This window comes from Microbacterium sp. NPDC089320 (assembly GCF_040684875.1).
GTDB lineage: Bacteria > Actinomycetota > Actinomycetes > Actinomycetales > Microbacteriaceae > Microbacterium.
In genome coordinates, this window is record NZ_JBFBGY010000008.1 from 36,391 (window position 1) to 57,386 (window position 20,996).

18 protein-coding genes are annotated in these 20,996 nt (G+C 68.3%); 6 read left to right on the top strand and 12 right to left on the bottom strand.

Going from position 1 to position 20,996, the window contains the following annotated elements; genetic code table 11:
• Window positions 1-36: 36 nt before the first annotated feature.
• From def to AB0N61_RS17390, 3 genes are all read right to left on the bottom strand, one after another.
• Window positions 37-528: a peptide deformylase gene (def, locus tag AB0N61_RS17380; protein WP_363365576.1), complete on the bottom strand. Its 492-nt coding sequence runs from the start codon at window positions 526-528 to the stop codon at window positions 37-39.
• A complete protein-coding gene (locus AB0N61_RS17385) occupies window positions 528-2,609 on the bottom strand; it encodes an AAA family ATPase (protein WP_363365577.1) in 2,082 nt (693 codons plus the stop codon). The genes def and AB0N61_RS17385 overlap by 1 nt, the downstream gene beginning before the upstream one ends.
• Window positions 2,610-2,675: 66 nt before the next feature.
• Entirely contained in the window at window positions 2,676-6,083 is a 3,408-nt protein-coding gene (locus AB0N61_RS17390) for a pyruvate carboxylase (RefSeq protein WP_363365578.1), read from the bottom strand.
• A 93-nt stretch (window positions 6,084-6,176) separates the two neighbouring features.
• Between AB0N61_RS17390 and AB0N61_RS17395 the strand changes: the two genes are divergently transcribed.
• Complete coding sequence (locus AB0N61_RS17395; RefSeq protein WP_167948897.1) at window positions 6,177-6,989, top strand: ParA family protein; 813 nt, start codon at window positions 6,177-6,179, stop codon at window positions 6,987-6,989.
• A gap of 93 nt (window positions 6,990-7,082) precedes the next feature.
• Here the strand turns inward: AB0N61_RS17395 and AB0N61_RS17400 are convergent, their stop codons facing one another.
• The 3 genes from AB0N61_RS17400 to AB0N61_RS17410 all read right to left on the bottom strand — a co-directional run bounded on the left by AB0N61_RS17400 (window position 7,083) and on the right by AB0N61_RS17410 (window position 8,899).
• Window positions 7,083-7,628 (bottom strand): MerR family transcriptional regulator, encoded by a 546-nt coding sequence (locus tag AB0N61_RS17400; protein WP_167948839.1) that lies wholly within the window; start codon window positions 7,626-7,628, stop codon window positions 7,083-7,085.
• 99 nt (window positions 7,629-7,727) lie between these two features.
• Complete coding sequence (locus tag AB0N61_RS17405; RefSeq protein WP_167948840.1) at window positions 7,728-8,414, bottom strand: MerR family transcriptional regulator; 687 nt, start codon at window positions 8,412-8,414, stop codon at window positions 7,728-7,730.
• On the bottom strand, window positions 8,414-8,899 hold the full coding sequence (locus AB0N61_RS17410) for an FHA domain-containing protein (RefSeq protein WP_167948841.1): 486 nt from the start codon (window positions 8,897-8,899) through the stop codon (window positions 8,414-8,416). Before AB0N61_RS17410 ends, AB0N61_RS17405 begins: the two co-directional genes overlap by 1 nt.
• 99 nt (window positions 8,900-8,998) lie before the next feature.
• On the opposite strand from AB0N61_RS17410, the gene AB0N61_RS17415 reads away from it, so the two are divergent.
• Entirely contained in the window at window positions 8,999-9,658 is a 660-nt protein-coding gene (locus tag AB0N61_RS17415; protein ID WP_363365579.1) for a copper resistance protein CopC, read from the top strand.
• 9 nt (window positions 9,659-9,667) lie between these two features.
• Window positions 9,668-11,065 carry a dihydrolipoyl dehydrogenase gene (gene lpdA, locus AB0N61_RS17420; protein WP_363365581.1) on the top strand — a complete coding sequence of 466 codons (1,398 nt, stop codon included), beginning with the start codon at window positions 9,668-9,670 and terminating at the stop codon, window positions 11,063-11,065.
• Window positions 11,066-11,139: 74 nt separating this feature from the next.
• Here the strand turns inward: lpdA and AB0N61_RS17425 are convergent, their stop codons facing one another.
• Genes AB0N61_RS17425 through AB0N61_RS17445 form a run of 5 tightly spaced genes read right to left on the bottom strand, consistent with a single transcriptional unit; the run spans window position 11,140 to window position 14,421 of the window.
• On the bottom strand, window positions 11,140-11,859 hold the full coding sequence (locus AB0N61_RS17425) for a methyltransferase domain-containing protein (protein ID WP_363365582.1): 720 nt from the start codon (window positions 11,857-11,859) through the stop codon (window positions 11,140-11,142).
• A complete protein-coding gene (locus AB0N61_RS17430) occupies window positions 11,856-13,010 on the bottom strand; it encodes a type III polyketide synthase (protein ID WP_363365583.1) in 1,155 nt (384 codons plus the stop codon). Before AB0N61_RS17430 ends, AB0N61_RS17425 begins: the two co-directional genes overlap by 4 nt.
• Window positions 13,011-13,063: 53 nt before the next feature.
• Window positions 13,064-13,708, bottom strand: a complete 645-nt coding sequence (locus tag AB0N61_RS17435) for a CYTH domain-containing protein (RefSeq protein ID WP_363365584.1) — start codon at window positions 13,706-13,708, stop codon at window positions 13,064-13,066.
• Entirely contained in the window at window positions 13,701-13,913 is a 213-nt protein-coding gene (locus AB0N61_RS17440) for a hypothetical protein (RefSeq protein ID WP_042538484.1), read from the bottom strand. Before AB0N61_RS17440 ends, AB0N61_RS17435 begins: the two co-directional genes overlap by 8 nt.
• A gap of 37 nt (window positions 13,914-13,950) precedes the next feature.
• Window positions 13,951-14,421, bottom strand: coding sequence for an A24 family peptidase (locus AB0N61_RS17445; protein WP_363365585.1), 471 nt, complete (start codon window positions 14,419-14,421; stop codon window positions 13,951-13,953).
• A 132-nt stretch (window positions 14,422-14,553) separates the two neighbouring features.
• On the opposite strand from AB0N61_RS17445, the gene AB0N61_RS17450 reads away from it, so the two are divergent.
• From AB0N61_RS17450 to AB0N61_RS17460, 3 genes are read left to right on the top strand one after another with little or no spacing between them, the layout of a single operon-like run.
• Window positions 14,554-15,351: a hypothetical protein gene (locus tag AB0N61_RS17450; protein WP_167948847.1), complete on the top strand. Its 798-nt coding sequence runs from the start codon at window positions 14,554-14,556 to the stop codon at window positions 15,349-15,351.
• On the top strand, window positions 15,348-16,889 hold the full coding sequence (locus tag AB0N61_RS17455; RefSeq protein ID WP_363365586.1) for a DNA polymerase Y family protein: 1,542 nt from the start codon (window positions 15,348-15,350) through the stop codon (window positions 16,887-16,889). Before AB0N61_RS17450 ends, AB0N61_RS17455 begins: the two co-directional genes overlap by 4 nt.
• The gene (locus AB0N61_RS17460; RefSeq protein WP_363365587.1) at window positions 16,889-20,350 is read left to right on the top strand and encodes an error-prone DNA polymerase; all 3,462 of its coding nucleotides are present in this window, start codon (window positions 16,889-16,891) and stop codon (window positions 20,348-20,350) included. The genes AB0N61_RS17455 and AB0N61_RS17460 overlap by 1 nt, the downstream gene beginning before the upstream one ends.
• A 5-nt stretch (window positions 20,351-20,355) precedes the next feature.
• Here AB0N61_RS17460 and AB0N61_RS17465 read toward each other — a convergent pair whose 3' ends face one another.
• A complete protein-coding gene (locus tag AB0N61_RS17465) occupies window positions 20,356-20,745 on the bottom strand; it encodes a hypothetical protein (RefSeq protein ID WP_363365588.1) in 390 nt (129 codons plus the stop codon).
• Between the last annotated feature and the right edge of the window lie 251 nt (window positions 20,746-20,996).

Sequence of the window (20,996 nt, forward strand, 5' to 3'; positions counted from 1 at the left end):
CCGCTCCGGCGGGGCCTTTCTCGTCATGTCCGATGATCAGAACCAGGCGCTCTCCCTGACCTCGCGCATCGCACGCTTGCGCGTCTCGGCATCCAGGCGCGTGAGATAGAGCTTTCCGTCGAGGTGGTCGGTCTCGTGCTGCAGCGCCTGCGCCATGAGGCCGCTGCCTTCGAGCACCACGGGCCGACCGTCGAGGTCGATGCCCTCGACCCTCGCCCACGGGTGACGCAGGGCATCGTGCCACAGGCCGGGAACCGACAGGCACCCCTCCCCTGTCGGCACCGGCTCGCCACGGACCTCGGCCAGGACAGGGTTGAGCACGTAGCCGATGTCCCCGTCGATGTTGTAGCTGAAGGCACGGAGCGCGACGCCGATCTGCGGAGCCGCGACACCGGCACGGCCGGGCACTTCGACGGTGTCGATCAGATCGGCCACGAGCGAACGCACCCCGTCGTCGATGCGGTCGATGGGCGCGCAGACGGTGCGAAGCACGGGGTCTCCGAAGACCCGGATCTCACGAACGGTCATCAGGCGCCCTTCGCCCGCAGGCCCTCGACGAGCAGGGCGGCGAGCTCGCGCGCAGCCACCCGTGTCTCCGGCTGGAGGTTGGCGAAGACGATGGTCCCCCCACCGGCGATCTGCGAGTCATACGGCATCCGCACCACATGCTTCGCCCGGGTGCCGAAATGCGCCTCGAGCTCATTGAGGCGCACCAGCGGAGCACCGGGCGTCGACTGGTTCAGGACGACGACGGCCTCGCGGGCCTGCTCGGCGTATCCGTTGCTCTCGAGCCAGGTCAGGGTCTCGGAGGCCAGACGCGCCTCATCCACACTCAGCCCCGAGACGATGACGATCTGGTCGGCCAGATCGAGCGTGGCCGACATCACCGAGTGCACGATGCCGGTTCCGGTGTCCGTGAGCACGAGCGAGTAGTAGTGCGCGGCGACGCCGGCCACGTCGCGGTAGTCGCTGTCGCTGAACGCCTCGGCGATCCGAGGGTCCGAGTCGGAGGCGAGCACGTCGAGGCGAGTGGCGTCGCGGGCCACGATCGCCGAGATGTCGTGATACCCCCTGACCTCGTCATGGATGCGTACGAGATCACGCACCGACTTGTTGTGGTGAGGCCGGACCACGCGCTCCGCGAGGGTACCGCGGTCGGGGTTGGCGTCGACCGCGATCACGCGATCGTCGCGCGCATCGGCGAGAGCCATGCCGAGCAGCGCGGTGATCGTCGTCTTGCCGACTCCACCCTTGCGCGACAACACGGGGACGAACCGGGCCCCTCCGACGATCGGAGCGGCGATCCTGGCGCTCAGCGCCTTCCGCTCGCGAGCGCGGCGTCCGTCACCGATGTTGATCCGGCGCCCGGAGATCGCGTAGAGAAAGTGGCTCCATGCGCCTTCGGGCTCCGGCTTGGCGAGACGATGCGGATCGAGCAGCCGGTCGGCGGTCAAGAGGTCGGCGCTCTCGCGCGAGGAGTCGCCGAGATCGTCCAGACGCTTCGACGACAGCTGCATGTCGGCGCGCGACGATCGGGTCGCGGGGGCCACGGCGCTCCTGGGTGTCTGTGCGTCCACTGCCGAACTCTCCTTCTTCGCGAGCGATGATGCCGCCGAGGCCCTGCGCGTGATCGGCGCGGCATCGATGTCGGCCTTCGCCCTCGCGATGAACGCCGCGGCCGCGGCGGTCTCTGCTGCGATGGCGTCAGCCGGCGCCGCGTCCGGCTTCACGGACAGGTCAGCGCGGACGCCGGTCAGCGATCCGGTCACGGCAGCGTGGTCACGTGTGCGCGCGGGCTCACGCGGGCCTTCGGATTCGGTCTCGGGCTGCACGTTCGGAGCGGGCGAGACGTCGGCGTCAGGCGTGGCCTCCCGCTCCGGCTCTGCGTCTGGATCGAGCTCCGCCTCGGCTTCGGGCTCCGGCTCGGCTTCGGGCTCCGGCTTTGCGTAGGACTCTGGATCGGCCTCGTCCGCGGCCTCGGGCTCCGGCTCTGCGTCTGACTCCGGGTCAGGCTCGGCCTCGGCCTCGAGCTCCGGCTCCGCGTCGGACTCGGCGTCGAGCTCTGCCTCGGTCTCCGGCTCCATCTCGATCTCCGCGGCCGACACCTCCTCGAAGACCGGCACCTCCTCGGAGTCCGGCTCCGGATCGCCTTCCGACTCCGGATCGAACTCCGACTCCGCGTCCGGCTGGTCTTGCGACTCTGTGTCCGGCTCCGGCTCCGGCTCTGCCTCGTCTTCCGGCTCCGGCTCGTTCACCGGCTCCAGCTCCGCCTCGGGCCTCCGGGCCCCTTCCCCCGCGGGCTCGGGCGGCAACTCGATGATCATCGGGGCCGCACCGAGCGGTGCCGGTGAGATCTCTGCGGTCGCCGTGGTGTCAGCGGCGGCCTTCGCGGCGGCCACAGGCTCGTCGATGATCAGATCGGCGACGACTTCGCCGTCGATGACGCCATCGTCCTCCAGGTCGTCGTCATCGTCGGCGGGGAGCACGACGCTCACCTGCGCGGTGTTGCTGCCGAGTATGCCGATGGCCGAGGTGTCCAACGACATCGCGTCGTCGAGGACCCCTCTGGACTCATCGTCCTCGTTGTCTGCCACGTTCTTCGGGGTCACTGTGTCACTCCAAGCTTGTGCGGGCCTCGGGTGCGTTGCGTCGAACGCGGCCTCGCCCGCACAAGATTAGTGCGCCGGGCGGATCACGACCAAAAGATCTCCTGCCTCGACCTGCTGGGTCGTGCCGATCGCGAGGCGCTCGACGACGCCGTCGACCGAGGCCGTGATGGCGGCCTCCATCTTCATCGCCTCGATGGACGCGACCGGTTCACCGGCGCGCACCGAGTCGCCGACCTCGGCTTTCAGCGTCACGACGCCCGAGAACGGTGCAGCCACCTGACCGGGCAGCGAGGTGTCGGCCTTCTCGACATCGTGCACCTCCACCGCCACCGATCGATCGCGCACGAACACAGGTCGCAGCTGACCGTTGAGGGTGGTCATGACGGTGCGCATGCCCTTGTCATCCGCGTCGCCGATGGCTTCGAGTCCCACATACAGCTGAACGCCGCGATCGATCTCGACCACGTGCTCCTGCCCCTGCACGAGACCGTAGAGATAGTCGGCCGTGTCGAGCACGGAGAGGTCTCCGAACAGCTCGCGTCGTTCGGTGAACTCGCGCATCGGCGCGGGGAACAGCAGCGTGTTCAGCCTCGCTCGACGTGCCGCACCGTCACCCGCGAGGGCCGCCTCATCGTCGGGCGATATCTCCGTCATGCCTGAGCGCACCGAGCGTCCCGCGAGCACCTTCGTGCGGAACGGCTCCGGCCATCCCCCGGGAAGGTCGCCGAGTTCACCGGCCATGAAGCCGACGACGGAGTCCGGGACGTCGTACTTCTCCGGATTCGCCTCGAAATCAGCGGGGTCCGCCTTCACCGCCGCCAGATGCAGTGCGAGGTCTCCGACCACCTTCGATGACGGCGTCACCTTGGGAACCCGACCGAGGATGCGGTCGGCGGCGGCGTACATGTCCTCGATCAGCTCGAAGTCGTCCGCGAGGCCGAGCGCCTTCGCCTGCTGACGCAGATTCGACAGCTGGCCGCCCGGGATCTCGTGGTGGTAGACCCGACCCGTGGGTCCCGGAAGCCCGGATTCGAACGGCGCATACATCCGGCGGACCGACTCCCAATACGGCTCCAGATCCGAGACGCCGTCGAGCGAGATTCCGCTGTCGCGTTCGGTGTGCGCGAGCGCAGCGACGAGAGACGACAGAGAGGGCTGGCTCGTCGTGCCGGAGAGCGGAGCGGATGCCGCGTCGACCGCATCCACTCCCGCTGCACTGGCAGCGAGCAGGGTGGCGAGCTGTCCCCCAGGGGTGTCGTGGGTGTGCAGGTGCACCGGGAGATCGAAGCGTTCGCGCAACGCGGTGACGAGCTTCGCCGCGGCAGCGGGGCGCAGAAGTCCCGCCATGTCCTTGATCGCGAGGATGTGCGCGCCCGCCTCGACGATCTGGTCGGCGAGTCCCAGGTAGTAGTCGAGGGTGTACAGATCCTCGGCCGGATTGAGAAGGTCACCCGTGTAGCAGAGCGCGACCTCGGCGACCGCGGTGCCCGTGCTTCGCACCGCGTCGATCGCCGGACGCATCTGCTCGATGTCGTTGAGGGCATCGAAGATGCGGAAGATGTCGACGCCGCTCGCCGCCGCCTCCGTGACGAAGGCCTCGGTGACGGCTGTCGGATACGGCGTGTAGCCCACGGTGTTGCGTCCGCGGAGAAGCATCTGGATCGCGATGTTGGGAAGAGCGGCCCGCAGCTTGTCGAGTCGCTCCCAGGGGTCCTCCCCGAGGAAGCGCAGGGCGACGTCGTAGGTCGCCCCACCCCACGCCTCGACCGAGAACAGCTCCGGCGTCAGTCTGGCGATATGCGGTGCGACCGCGACGAGATCCCTCGTGCGCACCCGGGTGGCGAGCAGGGACTGGTGGGCGTCGCGGAAGGTCGTGTCGGTGATCGCGAGAGCACTCTGCGCGCGAAGGCTCTTCGCGAAGCCCTCCGGCCCGAGCTCGAGCAGGCGCTGCCTCGAACCCGCGACCGGGGTGGAGGACAGGTCGACGGCCGGCAGCTTGGCTCGCGGATCCAGGGAACCCGGGTGAGCGCCGTGCGGCTTGTTGACCGTGACGTCCACCAGCCAGTTGAGGATTCGAGTGCCGCGGTCCTTGGACTCGCGTCCGCGGAGGAGGTCGGGGCGCTCGTCGATGAACGATGTGCTCACGTCGCCGGCGATGAACGCGTCATCCTCGAGCAGCGCCTGCAGGAACGGGATGTTGGTCGAGACGCCCCGAATGCGGAACTCTGCCAGCGCCCGTCGCGCACGCGCCACGGCAGCCGGGTAGTCGCGGCCGCGACAGGTGAGCTTGGCGAGCATGGAGTCGAAGTGCGGGCTGATCTGGGCGCCCTGATGCACGGTGCCGCCATCGAGCCGGATTCCTGCGCCACCCGGCGATCGATAGGTGGTGATCTTGCCGGTGTCCGGACGGAACCCCTGAGTCGGGTCCTCCGTCGTGATGCGGCACTGCAGAGCAGCCCCCCGCACGTGGAGGTTCTCCTGCTCCAGACCGAGCTCGGCGAGCGTCTGCCCTGCGGCGATGCGCATCTGACTCTGCACGAGGTCGACGTCCGTCACCTCTTCGGTCACGGTGTGCTCGACCTGGATGCGCGGATTCATCTCGATGAAGACGACCTCGCCCGTGCGCTCCCCGGCTGTCTCGAGCAGGAACTCCACCGTTCCGGCGTTCTCGTATCCGATCGAGCGGGCGAACGCGACGGCGTAGCCGTGCAGCGCGGTGCGGATGCCGTCGTCGAGGTTGGGCGCGGGAGCGATCTCCACCACCTTCTGGTGACGGCGCTGCACCGAGCAGTCCCGCTCGAAGAGGTGCACGGTCTCGCCCGTCTTGTCGGCCAGGATCTGCACTTCGATGTGCCGGGGGCGGAGCACCGCCTGCTCGAGGAACATCCTCGGGTCGCCGAACGCGCTGGCAGCCTCGCGCATCGCCTCCGCCAGTGCCGGAGCGAGTTCGTCCGCGGACTCGACACGACGCATGCCGCGCCCACCGCCGCCGGCGACGGCCTTGGCGAAGAGCGGGAAGCCGATCGCGGCGGCCTGGGCGACGAGTGCCTCGACGTCATCGGACGCCTCGGTCGAACGGAGCACCGGAACGCCGGCCTCGATCGCGTGACGTTTGGCCTCGACCTTGTTGCCCGCCATCTCGAGGACCTTCGCGGGAGGACCGATGAAGACGATGCCGTTCGCTGCCGCCTTCTCCGCCAGCTCCGGGTTCTCCGAGAGGAACCCGTACCCCGGGTAGATCGCATCGGCTCCGGCATCCTTCGCGACCCGGATGATCTCATCCACGTCGAGATAGGCACGCACCGGATGACCGCGTTCGCCGATCTCGTAGGCTTCATCGGCCTTGAGCCGATGAACCGAACCACGGTCCTCATGCGGGAACACCGCCACTGTCCTGGCCCCGACTTCGAAAGCCGCGCGGAAGGCACGGATCGCGATCTCGCCGCGGTTCGCCACAAGGATCTTCTGGAACATGCACACCTCTGGAAGCTCGATGCGCAGCTGATTCGTCGCGCATGGGGCGGGGCTGAGTGTGCACCCAGCCTAGGGGAAGGTAACGTGGTGTTCGTGCACGTACTCAGCGTCAGCTCTCTCAAGGGAGGCGTCGGCAAGACGACCGTGACCCTCGGCCTGGCCTCAGCGGCCTTCGCCCGTGGTGTCCGGACGCTCGTCGTCGACCTCGACCCGCAGTCCGATGTGTCCACCGGCATGGACATCCAGGTGGCAGGTCGGCTCAACATCGCCGATGTCCTGGCGAACCCGAAGGAGAAGGTCGTCCGTCAGGCGATCACCTCCAGCGGCTGGGCGAAGGTGCACCCCGGAACCATCGACGTGCTGATCGGAAGCCCGTCCGCGATCAACTTCGACGGCCCGCACCCGAGCGTGCGCGACGTCTGGAAGCTCGAAGAGGCTCTCGCCGCCGTCGAGGCCGATTACGATCTGGTCCTCATCGACTGCGCCCCGTCGCTGAACGCGCTCACCCGCACCGCATGGGCGGCGAGCGATCGTGTGATGGTCGTCACCGAGCCGGGGCTCTTCTCGGTCGCCGCGGCCGACCGTGCGCTGCGGGCGATCGAAGAGATCCGTCGTGGCCTCTCCCCCCGACTGCAGCCGTTGGGCATCGTCGTGAACCGCGTGCGCCCGCAGTCGATCGAGCACCAATTCCGCATCAAGGAGCTGCGTGACATGTTCGGCCCGCTGGTCCTCTCTCCCCAGCTGCCGGAGCGCACGTCGCTGCAGCAGGCGCAGGGCGCGGCGAAGCCCCTGCACATCTGGCCGGGCGACTCGGCCCAGGAGCTCGCCGCCGACTTCGACCAGCTGCTCGATCGGATCATCCGCACGGGCCGGATCCAGGTGGCCGACTCGGGCATGCAGGCCTGACTCACCGCAGACAGCGGAACGGCCATCCTCTCGCGAGGGTGGCCGTTTCTTCGTATCGCGCGGGTGCGCTCGCGTGACGTATGTCGCGGATGTTTAGGCAGATCGCCGCGAGCGACGTGCCGACAGCTCGTCGACCGGGTCGGGCGCTGTCGCATCGAACTCGACGAGGGTGGACTCGACCTCGCGCAGGACCTTGCCCACGGCGATGCCGAACACGCCCTGGCCACGGCTGACCAGGTCGATGACCTCGTCGTTCGAGGTGCACAGGTAGACCGAGGCGCCGTCGCTCATCAACGTCGTTCCGGCGAGATCACGGATGCCCGCGCGACGGAGCTCATCCACCGCAGTGCGGATCTGCTGCAACGAGATGCCGGTGTCGAGAAGGCTCTTCACGAGCTTGAGAACGAGGATGTCGCGGAAGCCGTAGAGGCGCTGCGATCCGGAACCGCTGGCCCCCCGCACCGTGGGCTCCACCAGCTCGGTGCGAGCCCAGTAGTCCAGCTGTCGGTAGGTGATGCCGGCCGCACGAGCTGCCACCGCGCCGCGGTAGCCGACCTCGTCGTCCATGGCCGGCAGCCCGTCGGTGAAGAGGAGTTCCGGCGCGAACCGCGGGTCGCCTGCACGCTCATCCGCACTCATGTGAAATCCTCCCTGGAGCTGTTACCTCCACGCTAGAGCAGCCCTCGGGCACCGGCAATGACATCCGTGGGACACCGAAGGTGTGTCGCAATCAGTTCGTTACGAAAGCAACCTGGTCAGTGCGTCCTTGACGAAGAGCGAGCGAACCTCGTCGATCTTCGAGGCGAGGTTCGGCGCCATCTCGCTCGCCTTGGCTCGCGACGCGGCATCCGTGCGGCGGAGCAGCGACGACATCGCGGACTCGATGAGCGCGACCTCGCGCTCGGCCCCCTGCCTCAGCGAACGCAGGTGCCGCGGCTCGATGCCGTGCCGATCGAGAGCGACAAGGCCGCGCAGCAGGGTGACCGTCGATTCGGGGTAGCTCTCCTGAGCGACGATCACACCCGTGCTGATCGCGTCGTTGAGAAGCTGCGGTCCCGCGCCGGCCGCCGACAGCAGTTCCCCCCGACGGTAGCGCCGAGGGGTGGGCGTGATCGAGGGCGGCGGGGCGAGGGTCGCGGCTTCGCCGTTGGCCTCAGCCTCGTCGAGCTGCTCTCGGATGATGCTGAGCGGGAGGTAGTGGTCGCGCTGCAGAGTGAGCCCGAGGCGCAGCCGCTCGATGTCGGCCTGCGAGAACTTGCGGTAGCCGGATTCCGTTCGGGACGGGCTGACGATCCCCTGCACCTCGAGGAAGCGGAGCTTGCTGGAGGTGAGCTCGGGAAACTCGGGCGTGAGCCGGGCCAGCACCTGACCGATGCTCAGAAGGCCCGCGGACGCCGTGCGTTCGCGGGCGGGGGAAGCCGCCATCAGTCGATCGCCGCGACGCGATCGACGGGAGAGGCGAAGAAGTTCAGCCGGAACTTGCCGACACGAAGCTCGGTGCCGTCGACCAGCGCACTGCGGTCGACGCGCTCACCGTTCACGTACGTGCCGTTGAGTGAACGCTGGTCGATGATCTCGAACGTCGATCCGTTGCGGGTGACTTCGGCATGGCGGCGCGAGACGGTCACGTCGTCGAAGAAGATGTCCGCCTCGGGGTGGCGCCCCACCGTCGTCACATCGGTGTCGAGGAGGTAGCGGGCACCCGCCAGAGCTCCGGAGCGCACGAGAAGCAGCGCGGAACCGGAGGGGAGGGCAGCGATGGCGCCCTGCTCCACATCGGTGAGCTCTGCGCCGAAGGGCACGAAGGAGAGGTCCGAGTCATGCCCGAACGTCTGCGTCACGTCGTGCCTCTGCTCGCCGGGACGGTGGATCGCGGCGTCTCCGCCCGATCGATTCTGGCTGTCTGTCACTATGCCCTCCTAGTCCTCCAGACTAACTGATCGGACGCCGCTCGCGGGAGCTCGCTTCACACTCAGGCGCCGCATACCGACACTTCATAGGCTGAGCATGTGAAAACCACAGTTCGTCGCCTCCCCACAGCTCCGATCGCCCTCGCGGCCGCTCTCCTGACCGCGTTCCTGGTGCTGTTCGCGCCCCTCTCCGCCTCCGCGCACGACAGCCTGCTCGCCTCCTCCCCCGAGGCCGACTCCACTGTCGACGTACTTCCCGACGAGTTGACCCTCACCTTCAGCGCGAAGCTCATCGATGAGACCGGCGCGACCGAGGTCGTCGTGACGGATCCGTCCGGCGGCTCGGTCACCGATGGCGCGGCCACCGTCGAGGGCGCGATCGTCACCCAGCCTCTCGCCGCGGAGGCCCCCGCCGGCGTCTACCACGTGATCTGGAAGGTCGTGTCGAGCGACGGCCACCCCACTTCGGGAGAGTTCGACTTCACGGTCACGACCAGCACCGAGGCCGCACCGACCGCGGAGCCGAGCGGCGAGCCGACTGCGACCGCCACAGCCGCGCCCGAGCCGAGCGCGACCGCGGGCCCCGGCACGGACGCCACCCCGGCCCCCGTCGAAGAGGACTCGTCCGCGTCGACGGCCATGATCTGGGTGCTCGGGATCCTCGGCGCGCTCGTCATCGCGGGCATCGTCGTCTGGCTCGTCGTCCGCGGTCGTCGCGACCCGGCATCCACCGATTCCGACCTTCCCTCGGAGCGATAGGCTTAAGGCATGCCACACTACGATGTCGTCATCCTCGGTGCAGGTCCTGGCGGATACGTCGCTGCGGTTCGCAGCGCGCAGCTCGGTCTGTCCACCGCCATCATCGAAGAGAAGTACTGGGGCGGTGTGTGCCTCAACGTGGGCTGCATCCCTTCCAAGGCTCTTCTGAAGAACGCGGAGCTCGCGCACACGCTCAACCACAAGGCCGACTTCTTCGGCATCTCGGGTGAGTTCACGATCGACTACGGCAAGGCGTTCGACCGCAGCCGCGTCGTCGCAGACGGCCGCGTCAAGGGCATCCACTTCCTGATGAAGAAGAACAAGGTGACCGAGTACGACGGTCGCGGCACCTTCACGGGGCCGAAGGCGATCTCGGTCGCGAAGTCCGACGGCACCACCGAAGAGGTCACCTTCGACAACGTGATCATCGCCACGGGCTCGAAGGTCCGCCTTCTTCCGGGCGTTCAGCTCAGCGACAATGTCGTGACGTACGAGGAGCAGATCCTCTCGCGCGAGCTTCCGAAGTCCATCGTCATCGTGGGCGCCGGCGCCATCGGCATGGAGTTCGCCTACGTGATGACCAACTACGGCGTCAAGGTGACGATCATCGAGTTCCTCGACCGCGCGCTCCCCAACGAGGATGCCGACGTGTCCAAGGAGATCACCAAGCAGTACAAGAACTACGGCGTCGACATCCTCACCTCCACCAAGGTCGAGTCCGTCGTCGACAACGGCTCGTCCGTCACGGTCTCGTACACCGGCAAAGACGGTCAGCAGTCGTCGATCGAGGCCGACAAGGTGCTCATGTCGGTCGGGTTCGCCCCCAACATCGAGGGCTTCGGTCTCGAGGCCACCGGCGTGAAGCTCACCGAGCGTGGCGCGATCGACATCGACGACCACATGCGCACGAACGTCGAGGGCATCTATGCCATCGGCGATGTCACCGCCAAGCTGCAGCTCGCGCACGTGGCCGAGGCGCAGGGCGTCGTGGCTGCCGAGACCATCGGCGGCGCAGAGACCCAGACCCTCGGCGACTACCGCATGATGCCTCGCGCGACGTTCTGCTCGCCGCAGGTCGCCTCGTTCGGTCTCACCGAGCAGCAGGCGAAGGATGAGGGGCGCGAGATCAAGGTCGCGACGTTCCCGTTCATGGCCAACGGCAAGGCGCACGGCCTCGGCGAGCCCGTGGGCTTCGTCAAGCTGATCGCCGACGCCGAGCACCTCGAGCTCATCGGCGCGCACATGATCGGCCCCGATGTGTCGGAGCTCCTGCCGGAGCTGACGCTGGCCCAGAAGTGGGACCTCACCGCCCTCGAGCTGGCTCGCAACGTGCACACCCACCCGACGCTGTCGGAGGCGCTGCAGGAGGGCTTCCACGGCCTCGCAGGTCACATGATCAACTTCTGATCGCTCGCGATCTTCTGATCCTCGCGATCGACTCGAAGGCCCGGCACGCTCACGCGTGGCCGGGCCTTCGTGCGTCACGATGCCGCGTCGTCGTTCCGGCGCAGCTCCAGCCGCGAGGGCAGGCCGAACCGCACGGTCCATCCCGTCGGAGCGCGCGACGCGAGCTCGCCCCTCGTGTACGAGCGGCGGATGCTGATGAGACCGTCCTCCCGGATGAAGGAGCCGCGGAACAGCGTGCCCGAGAGGATCCACGTCGCGATGCCGTACAGCCCGTAGGCGAGACGGCTCCGTGCGATGTCGCGGTGCACCACGACGCCGCCGGTCGCCACGAGCGCCTCCGAGTCGCGCAGCAGGCCGTCGAGCTCGGCCTCGGTGAGGTGGTGCAGCACGTGATTCGAGAAGACCACGTCGTACTGCCCGCCCTCCGCCACGAGATCTGACGAGAGGGCGCAGCGATATCGGATGCCGGCCCCTCCGTCGTGCTCCGCCGCCCAGCGGATCGCCCGAGCATCGGCATCGAGCGCCGTGATCTCTGCGTCGAGGCCGGCACGCCGCAATCGCTCCGCGATCATCCGGCACACATCTCCGCCACCCGCGCCGATGTCGAGGATGCGAAGGCGACCTCGTCGGGCGCGTGGCAGGATCTCCCGTCGATACAGGAGTCCGGGCCGGGAGACCAGCGCATTCACGAGGCGGAACCGCCGGTAGGTGCGTTCCAGCATCTCGATGTCGGCATCCGGGTCGTCCATGAGCTCGCGCGCCTCGGTGGCACGCGTCGAGAGATCGTGTCTCACGAGACGCCGGTGGTGACGGTCATCAGCGCGCTCTCGGCGGTCAGCCCCGGACCGAAGGCCATCGCGGCGACCCGCGATCCGTCCTTCGCGCCGTCGTCGAGGATCCGCTTGATGACGAAGAGCACTGTCGCGCTCGACATGTTGCCCTTCTCGCGCAGCGTCTCCCTGGCAGGTGAGAGTTGATCGTCACTGAGGTTCAGGCGCTCCTGCACACGGTCGAGGATGCTGCGTCCACCGGGGTGGATCGCCCAGTGCTCGACCCGCTCCCCCACCCGCCCCTCGTCGAACGCAGCCGCCAGCTCTCCTTCGCGCGCGTAGAGCGGACGGATCGCGCCGACGATGGTCTCGCCGATGATCTGAGGCACCCTGGTCGACAGGATCATCTCGAAGCCGTGGTCGCCGATGGTCCACGCCATGTCCTTCTCGCCCTCCGCGGCGATCGCCGTGTGGAAGCCGTCGAGGCGGACGGCGGGCACCGGAGTGGCGAGGTCGCGCGCCGTGACGATGCCGGCAGCCGCACCGTCCGCGAAGAGCGAGTTGGCGACGATGAGATCCGGGTCCTCCGACGATCGAATGTGCAGAGTGCACAGCTCGACGCTGACCACGAGCACCACGGCCGTGGGGTCGGCTGCGCAGAACTGGCTCGCCGCACGGAGCGCGGGCAGCGAGGCGTAGCAGCCCATGAACCCCAGGTGGTAGCGCTGCACGCTGTCGGAGAGGCCCAGCCCCCGCACGATCTCGTACTCGGGGCCGGGTGCATGGAACCCGGTGCACGATGCCGTGATGACGTGCGTGACGTCGGCCGCGACGATGTCGGGGTCGGCGTCCAAGGCGCTGCGCGCCACCTCGACGAAGAGACGCGATGCTTCGCGCGTGTAGAGGTCGTTGCGGGCTCCGGTGCCCGGCGACTGCAGACGCCCCGTCTCACGATCGAAGAACGTGGTGTCCTCGGTGCTCGCCGTGGGCGAGAGCTCTGGGATGACGGTGTGGCGCGTGTCGATGCCCGAGCCGTTGAACGATGCTCCGATGATCCGCTGTGCGAGGCGCCCGACGTCGGGCTGCGAGGCGAAGATGTCGCGCACCTCGTGCTGCTCGATGACGGTGTCGGGAACGATCGTCCGCAGCGAGCGGAGTACGGCAGAGCGGGTCATGCTGTCACTCAAGCATGACCGCGCGTCCCCGCGGAAGGGGCTTGCGCCGAGGGTCAGAAACCCAGAGCACGGGCGAGCTTCGAGCCGGATGACGCGTCGCGGCCGCCGGCGTCGGAGATCACCCGCTCTGCGGCATCGAACAGGGCGTCGCGCCCCGCCGCGTCGGCGGGTGCGGCCGGTCCGAGCTCGAGCTCCCACTCCCGCCATTCCCGCTGCACGTCGTGTCGGAGATCCGTCGCGCGAACGCGGTCGTCGACGAATTCCGCGATCACTCCGGCGGCCCCGGTGAGCAGGTATGCCGTGCGGGTGTTCTCGATCCGCGCGAGGGGCGTCAACCGACCCGTCGCCCATCGCGAGACGGCCTCGGTCACGGCATCCGGGATGCTGTCGTCGTCACCCAGGGGCCAGCCGATCTCCAGGCGACCGTCGCCGTCGCGCGGCCCCTTGATGTGCCATCCGGCATCGGGGCCGCCGGTGCGGCGACGAAGAGCCACGCCCGCGCGGGAGAGCCGGCCGTCGGCCGTGTCGAAGTAGCGCGCGTCGAGCTCGCGCACCTCGCCCGGCGACACCGCGTCCACCCCGGGGATCCCCACCCACGCCGGAAGGGGCGTGGAGTCGTCGACGTCGTACTTGCGCTCGACCTCGACGACCCGGGAAGGCTCGGAGTGCGACGGCGAGGCGTCGTGGTGATCAGTCATCCGACGGGCTGATGTCCTCGAGGGATTCGTCGTACCAGTAGTCGATCTCGGTGGGGCCGTCGGTGTCACCGGTGTTCTGCGCGTCTCCGCGCCGGTTGTACACCACCTGGGTCTCGCTGTAGGGGACGATCAGCTTGTCGTCCGCGTCGCCGAGAGGAATGATCTGCCCGTCCAGCGGGCCGCCGTGAAGTCGTGCGAGTGCCATGTCCTCACCCTATCGCCGCCTGCCCGTGCACGGCGCCTCACTCCATCAGGATGCCGAGGAGCGAGCCGAGGATCATCCACGGCCCGAAGGCGATGCGCGTGGAGCGGTCGGCCCTGCGGAGCATCATCAGCGTCAGGGAGAACAGGGCGCCGAGGACGAAGGCGGATGCGGCCCCTACGGCGAGCGCCTGCCAGCTGTGCCACCCGAGGACCAGGCCGATGACGGCGGCGAGCTTGACGTCCCCTCCGCCCATGCCCTCACGGCTGAGCAGACGGAGCGCGGCATAGAACCCGCCGAGGATCAGCATTCCGGATAGGGCTCTGACCATCGCGGCGCTCGCAGCGACCGCGATGGCGTCGACGACCCCGAGGACGATGAGCGCCGCGAGGGTGGGCAGCACGATCCGGTTCGGCAGCCGATGGGTGCGGATGTCGACGGCGACGAGTCGGCAGGCGATCGCGAACAGAGCCAGGTGGACGGTCACGATCGCCACAGTGCGGGGATCCATGCCCGAAGGCTAGGAGAAGACGGAGGCCGTCGATTTCCCTGTGTGGATAACCTCCTGGCGCGATGTCGGAGGTTCGAACTATCGTCATCTACTCCAGTTGATTTATTAGTACATATCTTCGAGGATGGATTCATGGGGATCGGGCTCGATGCGGTGACCGCGCTCTCTCCGGCTGGCGACTCCCGCGCCGGAGAGGTTCTTCGGCTGCGCCGTGAGATCAGCCGGATGCAGCGCAGGCGCAGCGACCTCCCGCTCCTCCCCCTCGATCCGGCCTTCTCCTCGCTGCTCCCCGAAGAAGGGCTGCAGACGGGGACGACGTACACCGTCTCGCCCTCCCCCAGCCTCGTCCTCGCGCTGCTCGCCGCCTCCTCCCGCAAGGGCCACTGGTGCGCGGTCGTAGGCATGCCCACACTGGGAGTCGAAGCCGCAGCGGCATTCGGAATCGCGCTGCCTCGACTGATCCTCGTTCCCGAACCGGGAGACCGCTGGCTCGCTGTGACCTCTGCGCTCGCCGAGGTGGTTCCGCTGATCGCCGTGCAGCCGGGAGGAAGAGCCCGTGATGCCGATGTGTCGCGACTGAGCGCACGTCTGCGAGACCGTGGGAGCACGCTGCTGATCACCGAGTCCGCAGAGTCCGCCGTCTGGCCGCAGAGCGAGGGGGCCATCCGGCTGCATGACCAGCACTGGCTCGGCGTCGGTGAGGGGTGGGGACTCATCGAAGGCTCCACGGCGACGGTGTCGGCGCGGACGCGGCACAGTCCGCTGACGTCGAGCGTGCGCGTGCGTCTTCCCGGCGCACACGGGGCGGTCGAAGAGCTCCCGGTCGAGCACGTCCCCACCGGGACCATGACGGAGATGACAGCGCTGCCCGGTCTGCGCGGTGACGATGCCACTCCGCTCGAGTACCCGCGTCTGGCGGTGGCCGGATGACCGCCGCTCCGCTCCGCGTCCTCGTCCTGTGGCTACCCGATTGGCCGTTGCGGGCAGCTCTGGGCGGGCCTCCGCCTCATCCGCCGACCGCTCTGGTGCATGCGAACACCGTCGTCGCGTGCACCGCGTCGGCGAGGGAGCACGGCGTGCGTGCCGGCCAGCGTCGCCGCGTCGCCCAGGGGCACATCTCATCGCTGCGCGTGCTGCCGCACGATCCCGCCCGCGACGAGCGGGCGTTCCTCCCCGTGCTGCAGCTCATCGAGAAGCACGCCCCCGGCGCGGCCCTGTTGCGTCCAGGACTCGCCGCAGTGCGGGCACGGGGCATCTCGCGCTATCACGACGGCGAGGCCGAAGCGGGGCGCGCCCTGATCGACATCCTCACCGACGCGGGATTCCCCGAGGTGCGCGTGGGCATCGCCGACGGCCCCTTCACCGCCGAGCTCGCCGCTCGAGGAAGCGCACCGTGCACCGTCGTACCTGCTGGCCTCGCGAAGGACTTCCTCGCCCCGCTCCCCGTGAACGTCCTGAGAGACGAGCAGCTCACCGGTCTGCTCGTCCGGCTCGGTGTGCGCACGCTCGGCGACTTCGCCGCCCTCGATGAGATCGAGGTGCGTGATCGCTTCGGCGAGCGCGGCGCCCGCCTGCACGCCCTCGCCGCCGGCGCCGATTCCCGCGCGGTGGTGGCACGACCCCCTGACCCCGAGCTCGTCCGCTCCATCGAATTCGACTCGCCCCTCGCCGGAGCCGATCAGGTGGCCTTCGCCGTGCGGCAGACGGCCGATGCGGTCATGTTCGCTCTCGGTGAGGCGTCGGTGGTGTGCACAGAGGTCCGCATCGACCTCACCGACGACGACGGCAAGGTGTTCTCGCGCCCCTGGCTGCACCCCACCTGCTTCGATGCCGCTGATCTCGTCGACCGGGTGCGCTGGCAGCTCGAGGCGCTGGGGGCCGAATCCTCGAAGGAGCCGGTCGATGAGGCTCGCGCCTTCGGCGGAATCACTCTGGTGCGGATCGTCCCCGTGGCGGTCGATGATGCCGCCCATCATCAGCCCGGCCTCTTCGGGTCCGGCACCGACGAGCGTCTGCATCACGCCATCTCCCGCGTGCAGACGATGCTCGGCCATGAGGGCGTCGTCACCGCCACCCTCTCCGGCGGTCGCTGGCTCGCCGATAGACAGGTGCTCACTCCCTGGGGCGAACGCGCCGTCGCTCCCAGAGACCCTGCGCAACCCTGGCCCGGGAGCCTTCCCGATCCTCTTCCCGCCGAGGTCTTCCGCCCTCCGCGCCCTGTCGGAGTGCTCTCCCCTGACGGAGAGACCGTTCTCGTCGATGAACGGGGGGCACTCTCGGCACCGCCCGCCCGCATCGACGGCGACGATGTGCAGGCATGGGCGGGTCCGTGGCCGATCCACGAACGTCGATGGGAGGCCTCCGGCGGTAAGAGAGGGCACCGCCTGCAGGTCATCGACGATCATGACCGGGCCTGGCTCGTCTTCTGCACCGGAGACCGCTGGTGGGTCGAGGGGAGGTATCGCTGATGGGCTGGCACAACCCTCCTCTGTCGTGGAACGAGCTGGAGCGCACTCTCAGCGGCGAGGAATCGCCCTACCCTACCGGAGGCATACCACCAGGCAGCCGACCGGACCCCGGCCCCGTCAGCACCAAGCGCAAGCGGAACCCGCCGACGTCGGTCCGCAGACCCGAGGACGCCGTCCCGTATGCCGAGCTGCACGCGCACTCGTCGTATTCCTTCCTCGACGGCGCCTCCTCGCCGGAAGACCTGCTCGCCGAGGCCGAGCGCCTCGGACTCACCGCTCTGGCGCTCACCGACCACGACGGCTTCTACGGTGCAGCCCGTTTCGCCGAAGTCGCAGAGCTCATGGATGTGAGCGTCCAGACGGTGTACGGCGCAGAGCTCTCGCTCGGCCTCGACGCCCCGCAGCGTGGCTCCCCCGACCCCGTCGGCGATCATCTGCTGGTGCTCGCCGACGGTCTGGAGGGTTACCACCGCCTTTCCGGGGCGATGACGGCCGCACACCTGCGCGGTGGCGAGAAGGGCCGTCCCGTCTACGACCTCGAAGAGCTGGCGGCCGTCGCAGACGGGCACTGGACGATCCTCACCGGATGCCGAAAGGGCGGGGTCCGTCGTGGGCTCGAAGCCGGCGACGCTCAGACGCCACTGCGTCGCCTGGTCGATCTGTTCGGCCAGGATCACGTCGCCGTCGAACTCTACGATCACGGCGACCCGCAGGACACACGTCGCAACGACGCTCTCGCCGATCTCGCCAGGCGGATGCGACTGCCGGTGGTGGCGACGAACAACGTGCACTATGCGGCGCCCGAACGCGCATCACTCGCCGAAGCGGTCGCCGCCGTGCGCGCCGTACGCAGCATGGACGAGCTGGACGGATGGCTTCCGACTCATGGCGGAGCGCACCTGCGCAGCGGTGCGGAGATGGCAGCGCGCTTTCGGCGCCACCCCGGCGCGATCTCCTACGGCCTCGAACTCGCCGCCGCGTCGGCTTTCTCCCTCCGCCGCGCGCGACCCGCGCTCCCGAAGCAGGAGGTCCCCGACGGGCACACCCCGATGAGCTGGCTGCGCCACCTGGTGTGGGAGGCCGTGCCGACGAAGTACCCGCGCCTGGATGCCGACGGCCGTCGCAGGATCGGACGCGAGCTCGACGTGATCGAGGAGAAGGACTTCCCCGGGTACTTCCTGATCGTGCACGGCATCGTCGCAGAGGCGCGCCGCCGCGGCATCCTGTGCCAGGGGCGCGGCTCGGCCGCGGCGAGCGCCGTCTGCTATCTGCTGGGGATCACCGCCGTCGACCCGATCCTGTATCGCCTGCCCTTCGAGCGCTTCCTCGCGACGACCCGTCAGGAAGAGCCGGACATCGATGTGGACTTCGACTCCGATCGCCGGGAGGAGATCATCCAGTGGGTGTACCGCGAATACGGACGGGAGCGCGCGGCGCAGGTGGCGAACGTCATCCAATACCGCCCGAAGAACGCGGTGCGTGACATGGCGAGGGCACTCGGCTACTCCCCGGGACAGCAGGATGCCTGGTCCAGGCAGGTCGACGGGTGGAGCACCGGACTCGAGGTGGCCGATGAGCACGACATCCCTGCGAACGTGCTCGACTACGCGGGCGAGTTGCTGAAGGCGCCTCGGCATCTGGGCATCCATTCCGGCGGCATGGTGCTCACCGCGCGCCCCGTCGGCGAGGTCGTTCCCGTTGAGCATGCGCGCATGGAGAACCGCACTGTGATCCAGTGGGACAAAGACGACGCGGCCTGGATGGGGCTCGTGAAGTTCGACCTCCTCGGACTCGGGATGCTGGCGGCGCTCCAGCACTGCTTCGACCTCATCCATGACGCCACGGGCGAGCGGTGGACGCTCGAGACCCTTCCGAAGGAAGAGCCCGCCGTCTACGACATGCTCTGCCGTGCTGATTCGATCGGGGTGTTCCAGGTCGAATCCCGTGCACAGATCGGCCTTCTCCCCCGCCTGCAGCCACGGGCGTTCTACGACCTCGCCATCCAGATCGCGCTGATCCGCCCCGGCCCCATCCAGGGCGGGGCCGTGCATCCCTTCGTCCGCCGCAAGATGGCGAAAGACGCGCTCGACGAGGAGAACCTCGCCAGAGCCGCCCGTGGTGAAGAGCCGGTGGTGCTGGAGATCCCCTATCCGCACGATGACCTCAAGCCGATCCTCGAGCGGACGCTGGGCATCCCGATCTTCCAGGAGCAGCTGATCCAGATGGCGACGGCGATCGGCGACTGCACCGCCGACGAGGCCGATCTGCTCAGACGCGCGATGGGATCCAAACGCGGGCTCGAGAAGATCGACAAGGTGCGAGACAAGCTCTATGCGGGAATGACGAGGCGGGGACTCTCCGCCGAGCAGTCGGATCGCATCTACGCGCAGATCCAGGCGTTCGCGAACTTCGGATTCGCAGAGTCCCACTCGTTGTCCTTCGCTCTCCTGGTCTATGCGAGCTCCTGGCTCAAGCTGCACTATCCCGCGGCGTTCCTCGCCGGGCTCCTCCGGTCGCAGCCGATGGGCTTCTACTCCGCGTCGACGCTCACCGCAGATGCACGTCGGCATGGCGTCGAAGTGCGTCGACCCGATCTGCATGCCTCCGGAGTCACGGAGACCCTCGAGCCGCTCGAGGGTTCACCGCTTCGGATGCCGACGGGACTGGACACCTGCAGCGACCCTCTGCAGCCTCGCGTGCCCCGCTTCGACCGCTCTTCTCCCGACGAGTCCGCGGCGCACCGTCGGGACGGCGCCTATGCGGTGCGCATGGGCCTCAGCGGTGTGCGCGGCATCGGCACTCAACTGGCCGAGAAGATCGTCGCCGAGCGCGAGGCAGCCGGTCCTTTCCGCGATCTGAACGACCTGGTGAGGCGCACGGATGCCACCGCCGCGCAGCTGGAGGCCCTGGCGACCGCCGGCGCATTCGAGTGCCTCGGCCTCCAGCGCAGAGAGGCGATCTGGCTGTCCGGGGCAGCCGCGGAGGACCGTTCCCGATTCCTTCCCGGCACGACGATCGCCGTGCAGCCGCCGTTGTTCAGCGATCAGTCCAGCTATGAGCGACTCTCCGCCGATCTCTGGGCGACCGGGGTCTCGACCGACGACCATCCCATGGCGCATTTCCGCGGGTTCCTGCGCGAACGGGGTGTGCTCACCTCCGCCGATCTGCAGAATCACGAGACCGGCCGACGCATCGAGGTCGCCGGCCTCGTGACTCACCGTCAACGTCCGGCGACGGCAGCGGGTGTCACCTTCCTCAACCTCGAAGACGAGAGCGGCCTCGTCAACGTCATCTGCTCGACGGGGGTGTGGGGTCGCTACCAGCGGGTGGCGCGTGATTCTCCTGCTCTGATCATCCGGGGCATCCTCGAGCGTTCATCAGAGGGCGTCGTGAACGTCCTCGCCGATGCGTTCGAAGACCTCCGCACGGGGGTGACGCATCGCTCGAGAGACTTCCGGTGAGCAGGTCACCAGAAGCGTTCGGGTTCCGGCTCCGGGGTGCGGTCTGCGCCACCCCAGCGGTCGGCTTCGGCCTTCGCAGCATCGACCGCCGCATCCGCACCATACAGGGCGGCCCTGGCGCTCGTCGCCCCTGATCCGTCGCCATCGGCGTCGACGGTCAGAATCGTCTGCGAGGCGTGACCGCCGATCGTCACCGTGCAGTCGATGACACGGCCGAGCCACCGGAGGAAATCCCCTCTGATCTCACCGACACGGCGATACCGGATGCCGGTGTCGAGATCTCTGACCGACAGGATCAGCGACGCCCCGGTCAGCTCGTCTCTGCCCTCTGTCACCTCCACCCGGTGCCCGCGGGCGATGGCGACATGCGCGTTCAGCACGAGCTTTCTGTCCATGAACCCACTTTATGAGTGGACGTTGTCGCGACAAGCCCCAGTCCTGGAAGAAACATTCGTAGTTTTCTTTGTCCCCCAAATGGCGGACAGGGCTATTAAGCGATATTCTGCTGGAAGTAGCGGGGGCTACCGGCTGAACATCTGGGGATATCAGTCGAGAGAGCAGCGAAGATCTTCGCCGCCTCCCCTACCGTCCGGGAAGGACGGTGAGCCCTCTCGAGTGATCCAAATGGGGTTGGACGACTCGAGAG

Excerpts from the sequence above, each read along its gene's own strand:
- def (WP_363365576.1), bottom strand. The coding sequence starts at position 528 with ATGACCGTTCGTGAGATCCGGGTCTTCGGAGACCCCGTGCTTCGCACC.
- AB0N61_RS17390 (WP_363365578.1), bottom strand. The coding sequence starts at position 6,083 with ATGTTCCAGAAGATCCTTGTGGCGAACCGCGGCGAGATCGCGATCCGT.
- AB0N61_RS17400 (WP_167948839.1), bottom strand. The coding sequence starts at position 7,628 with ATGAGTGCGGATGAGCGTGCAGGCGACCCGCGGTTCGCGCCGGAACTC.
- AB0N61_RS17405 (WP_167948840.1), bottom strand. The coding sequence starts at position 8,414 with ATGGCGGCTTCCCCCGCCCGCGAACGCACGGCGTCCGCGGGCCTTCTG.
- lpdA (WP_363365581.1), top strand. The coding sequence starts at position 9,668 with ATGCCACACTACGATGTCGTCATCCTCGGTGCAGGTCCTGGCGGATAC.
- AB0N61_RS17430 (WP_363365583.1), bottom strand. The coding sequence starts at position 13,010 with ATGACCCGCTCTGCCGTACTCCGCTCGCTGCGGACGATCGTTCCCGAC.
- AB0N61_RS17435 (WP_363365584.1), bottom strand. The coding sequence starts at position 13,708 with ATGACTGATCACCACGACGCCTCGCCGTCGCACTCCGAGCCTTCCCGG.
- AB0N61_RS17440 (WP_042538484.1), bottom strand. The coding sequence starts at position 13,913 with ATGGCACTCGCACGACTTCACGGCGGCCCGCTGGACGGGCAGATCATT.
- AB0N61_RS17445 (WP_363365585.1), bottom strand. The coding sequence starts at position 14,421 with ATGGATCCCCGCACTGTGGCGATCGTGACCGTCCACCTGGCTCTGTTC.
- AB0N61_RS17450 (WP_167948847.1), top strand. The coding sequence starts at position 14,554 with ATGGGGATCGGGCTCGATGCGGTGACCGCGCTCTCTCCGGCTGGCGAC.
- AB0N61_RS17455 (WP_363365586.1), top strand. The coding sequence starts at position 15,348 with ATGACCGCCGCTCCGCTCCGCGTCCTCGTCCTGTGGCTACCCGATTGG.
- AB0N61_RS17460 (WP_363365587.1), top strand. The coding sequence starts at position 16,889 with ATGGGCTGGCACAACCCTCCTCTGTCGTGGAACGAGCTGGAGCGCACT.
- AB0N61_RS17465 (WP_363365588.1), bottom strand. The coding sequence starts at position 20,745 with ATGGACAGAAAGCTCGTGCTGAACGCGCATGTCGCCATCGCCCGCGGG.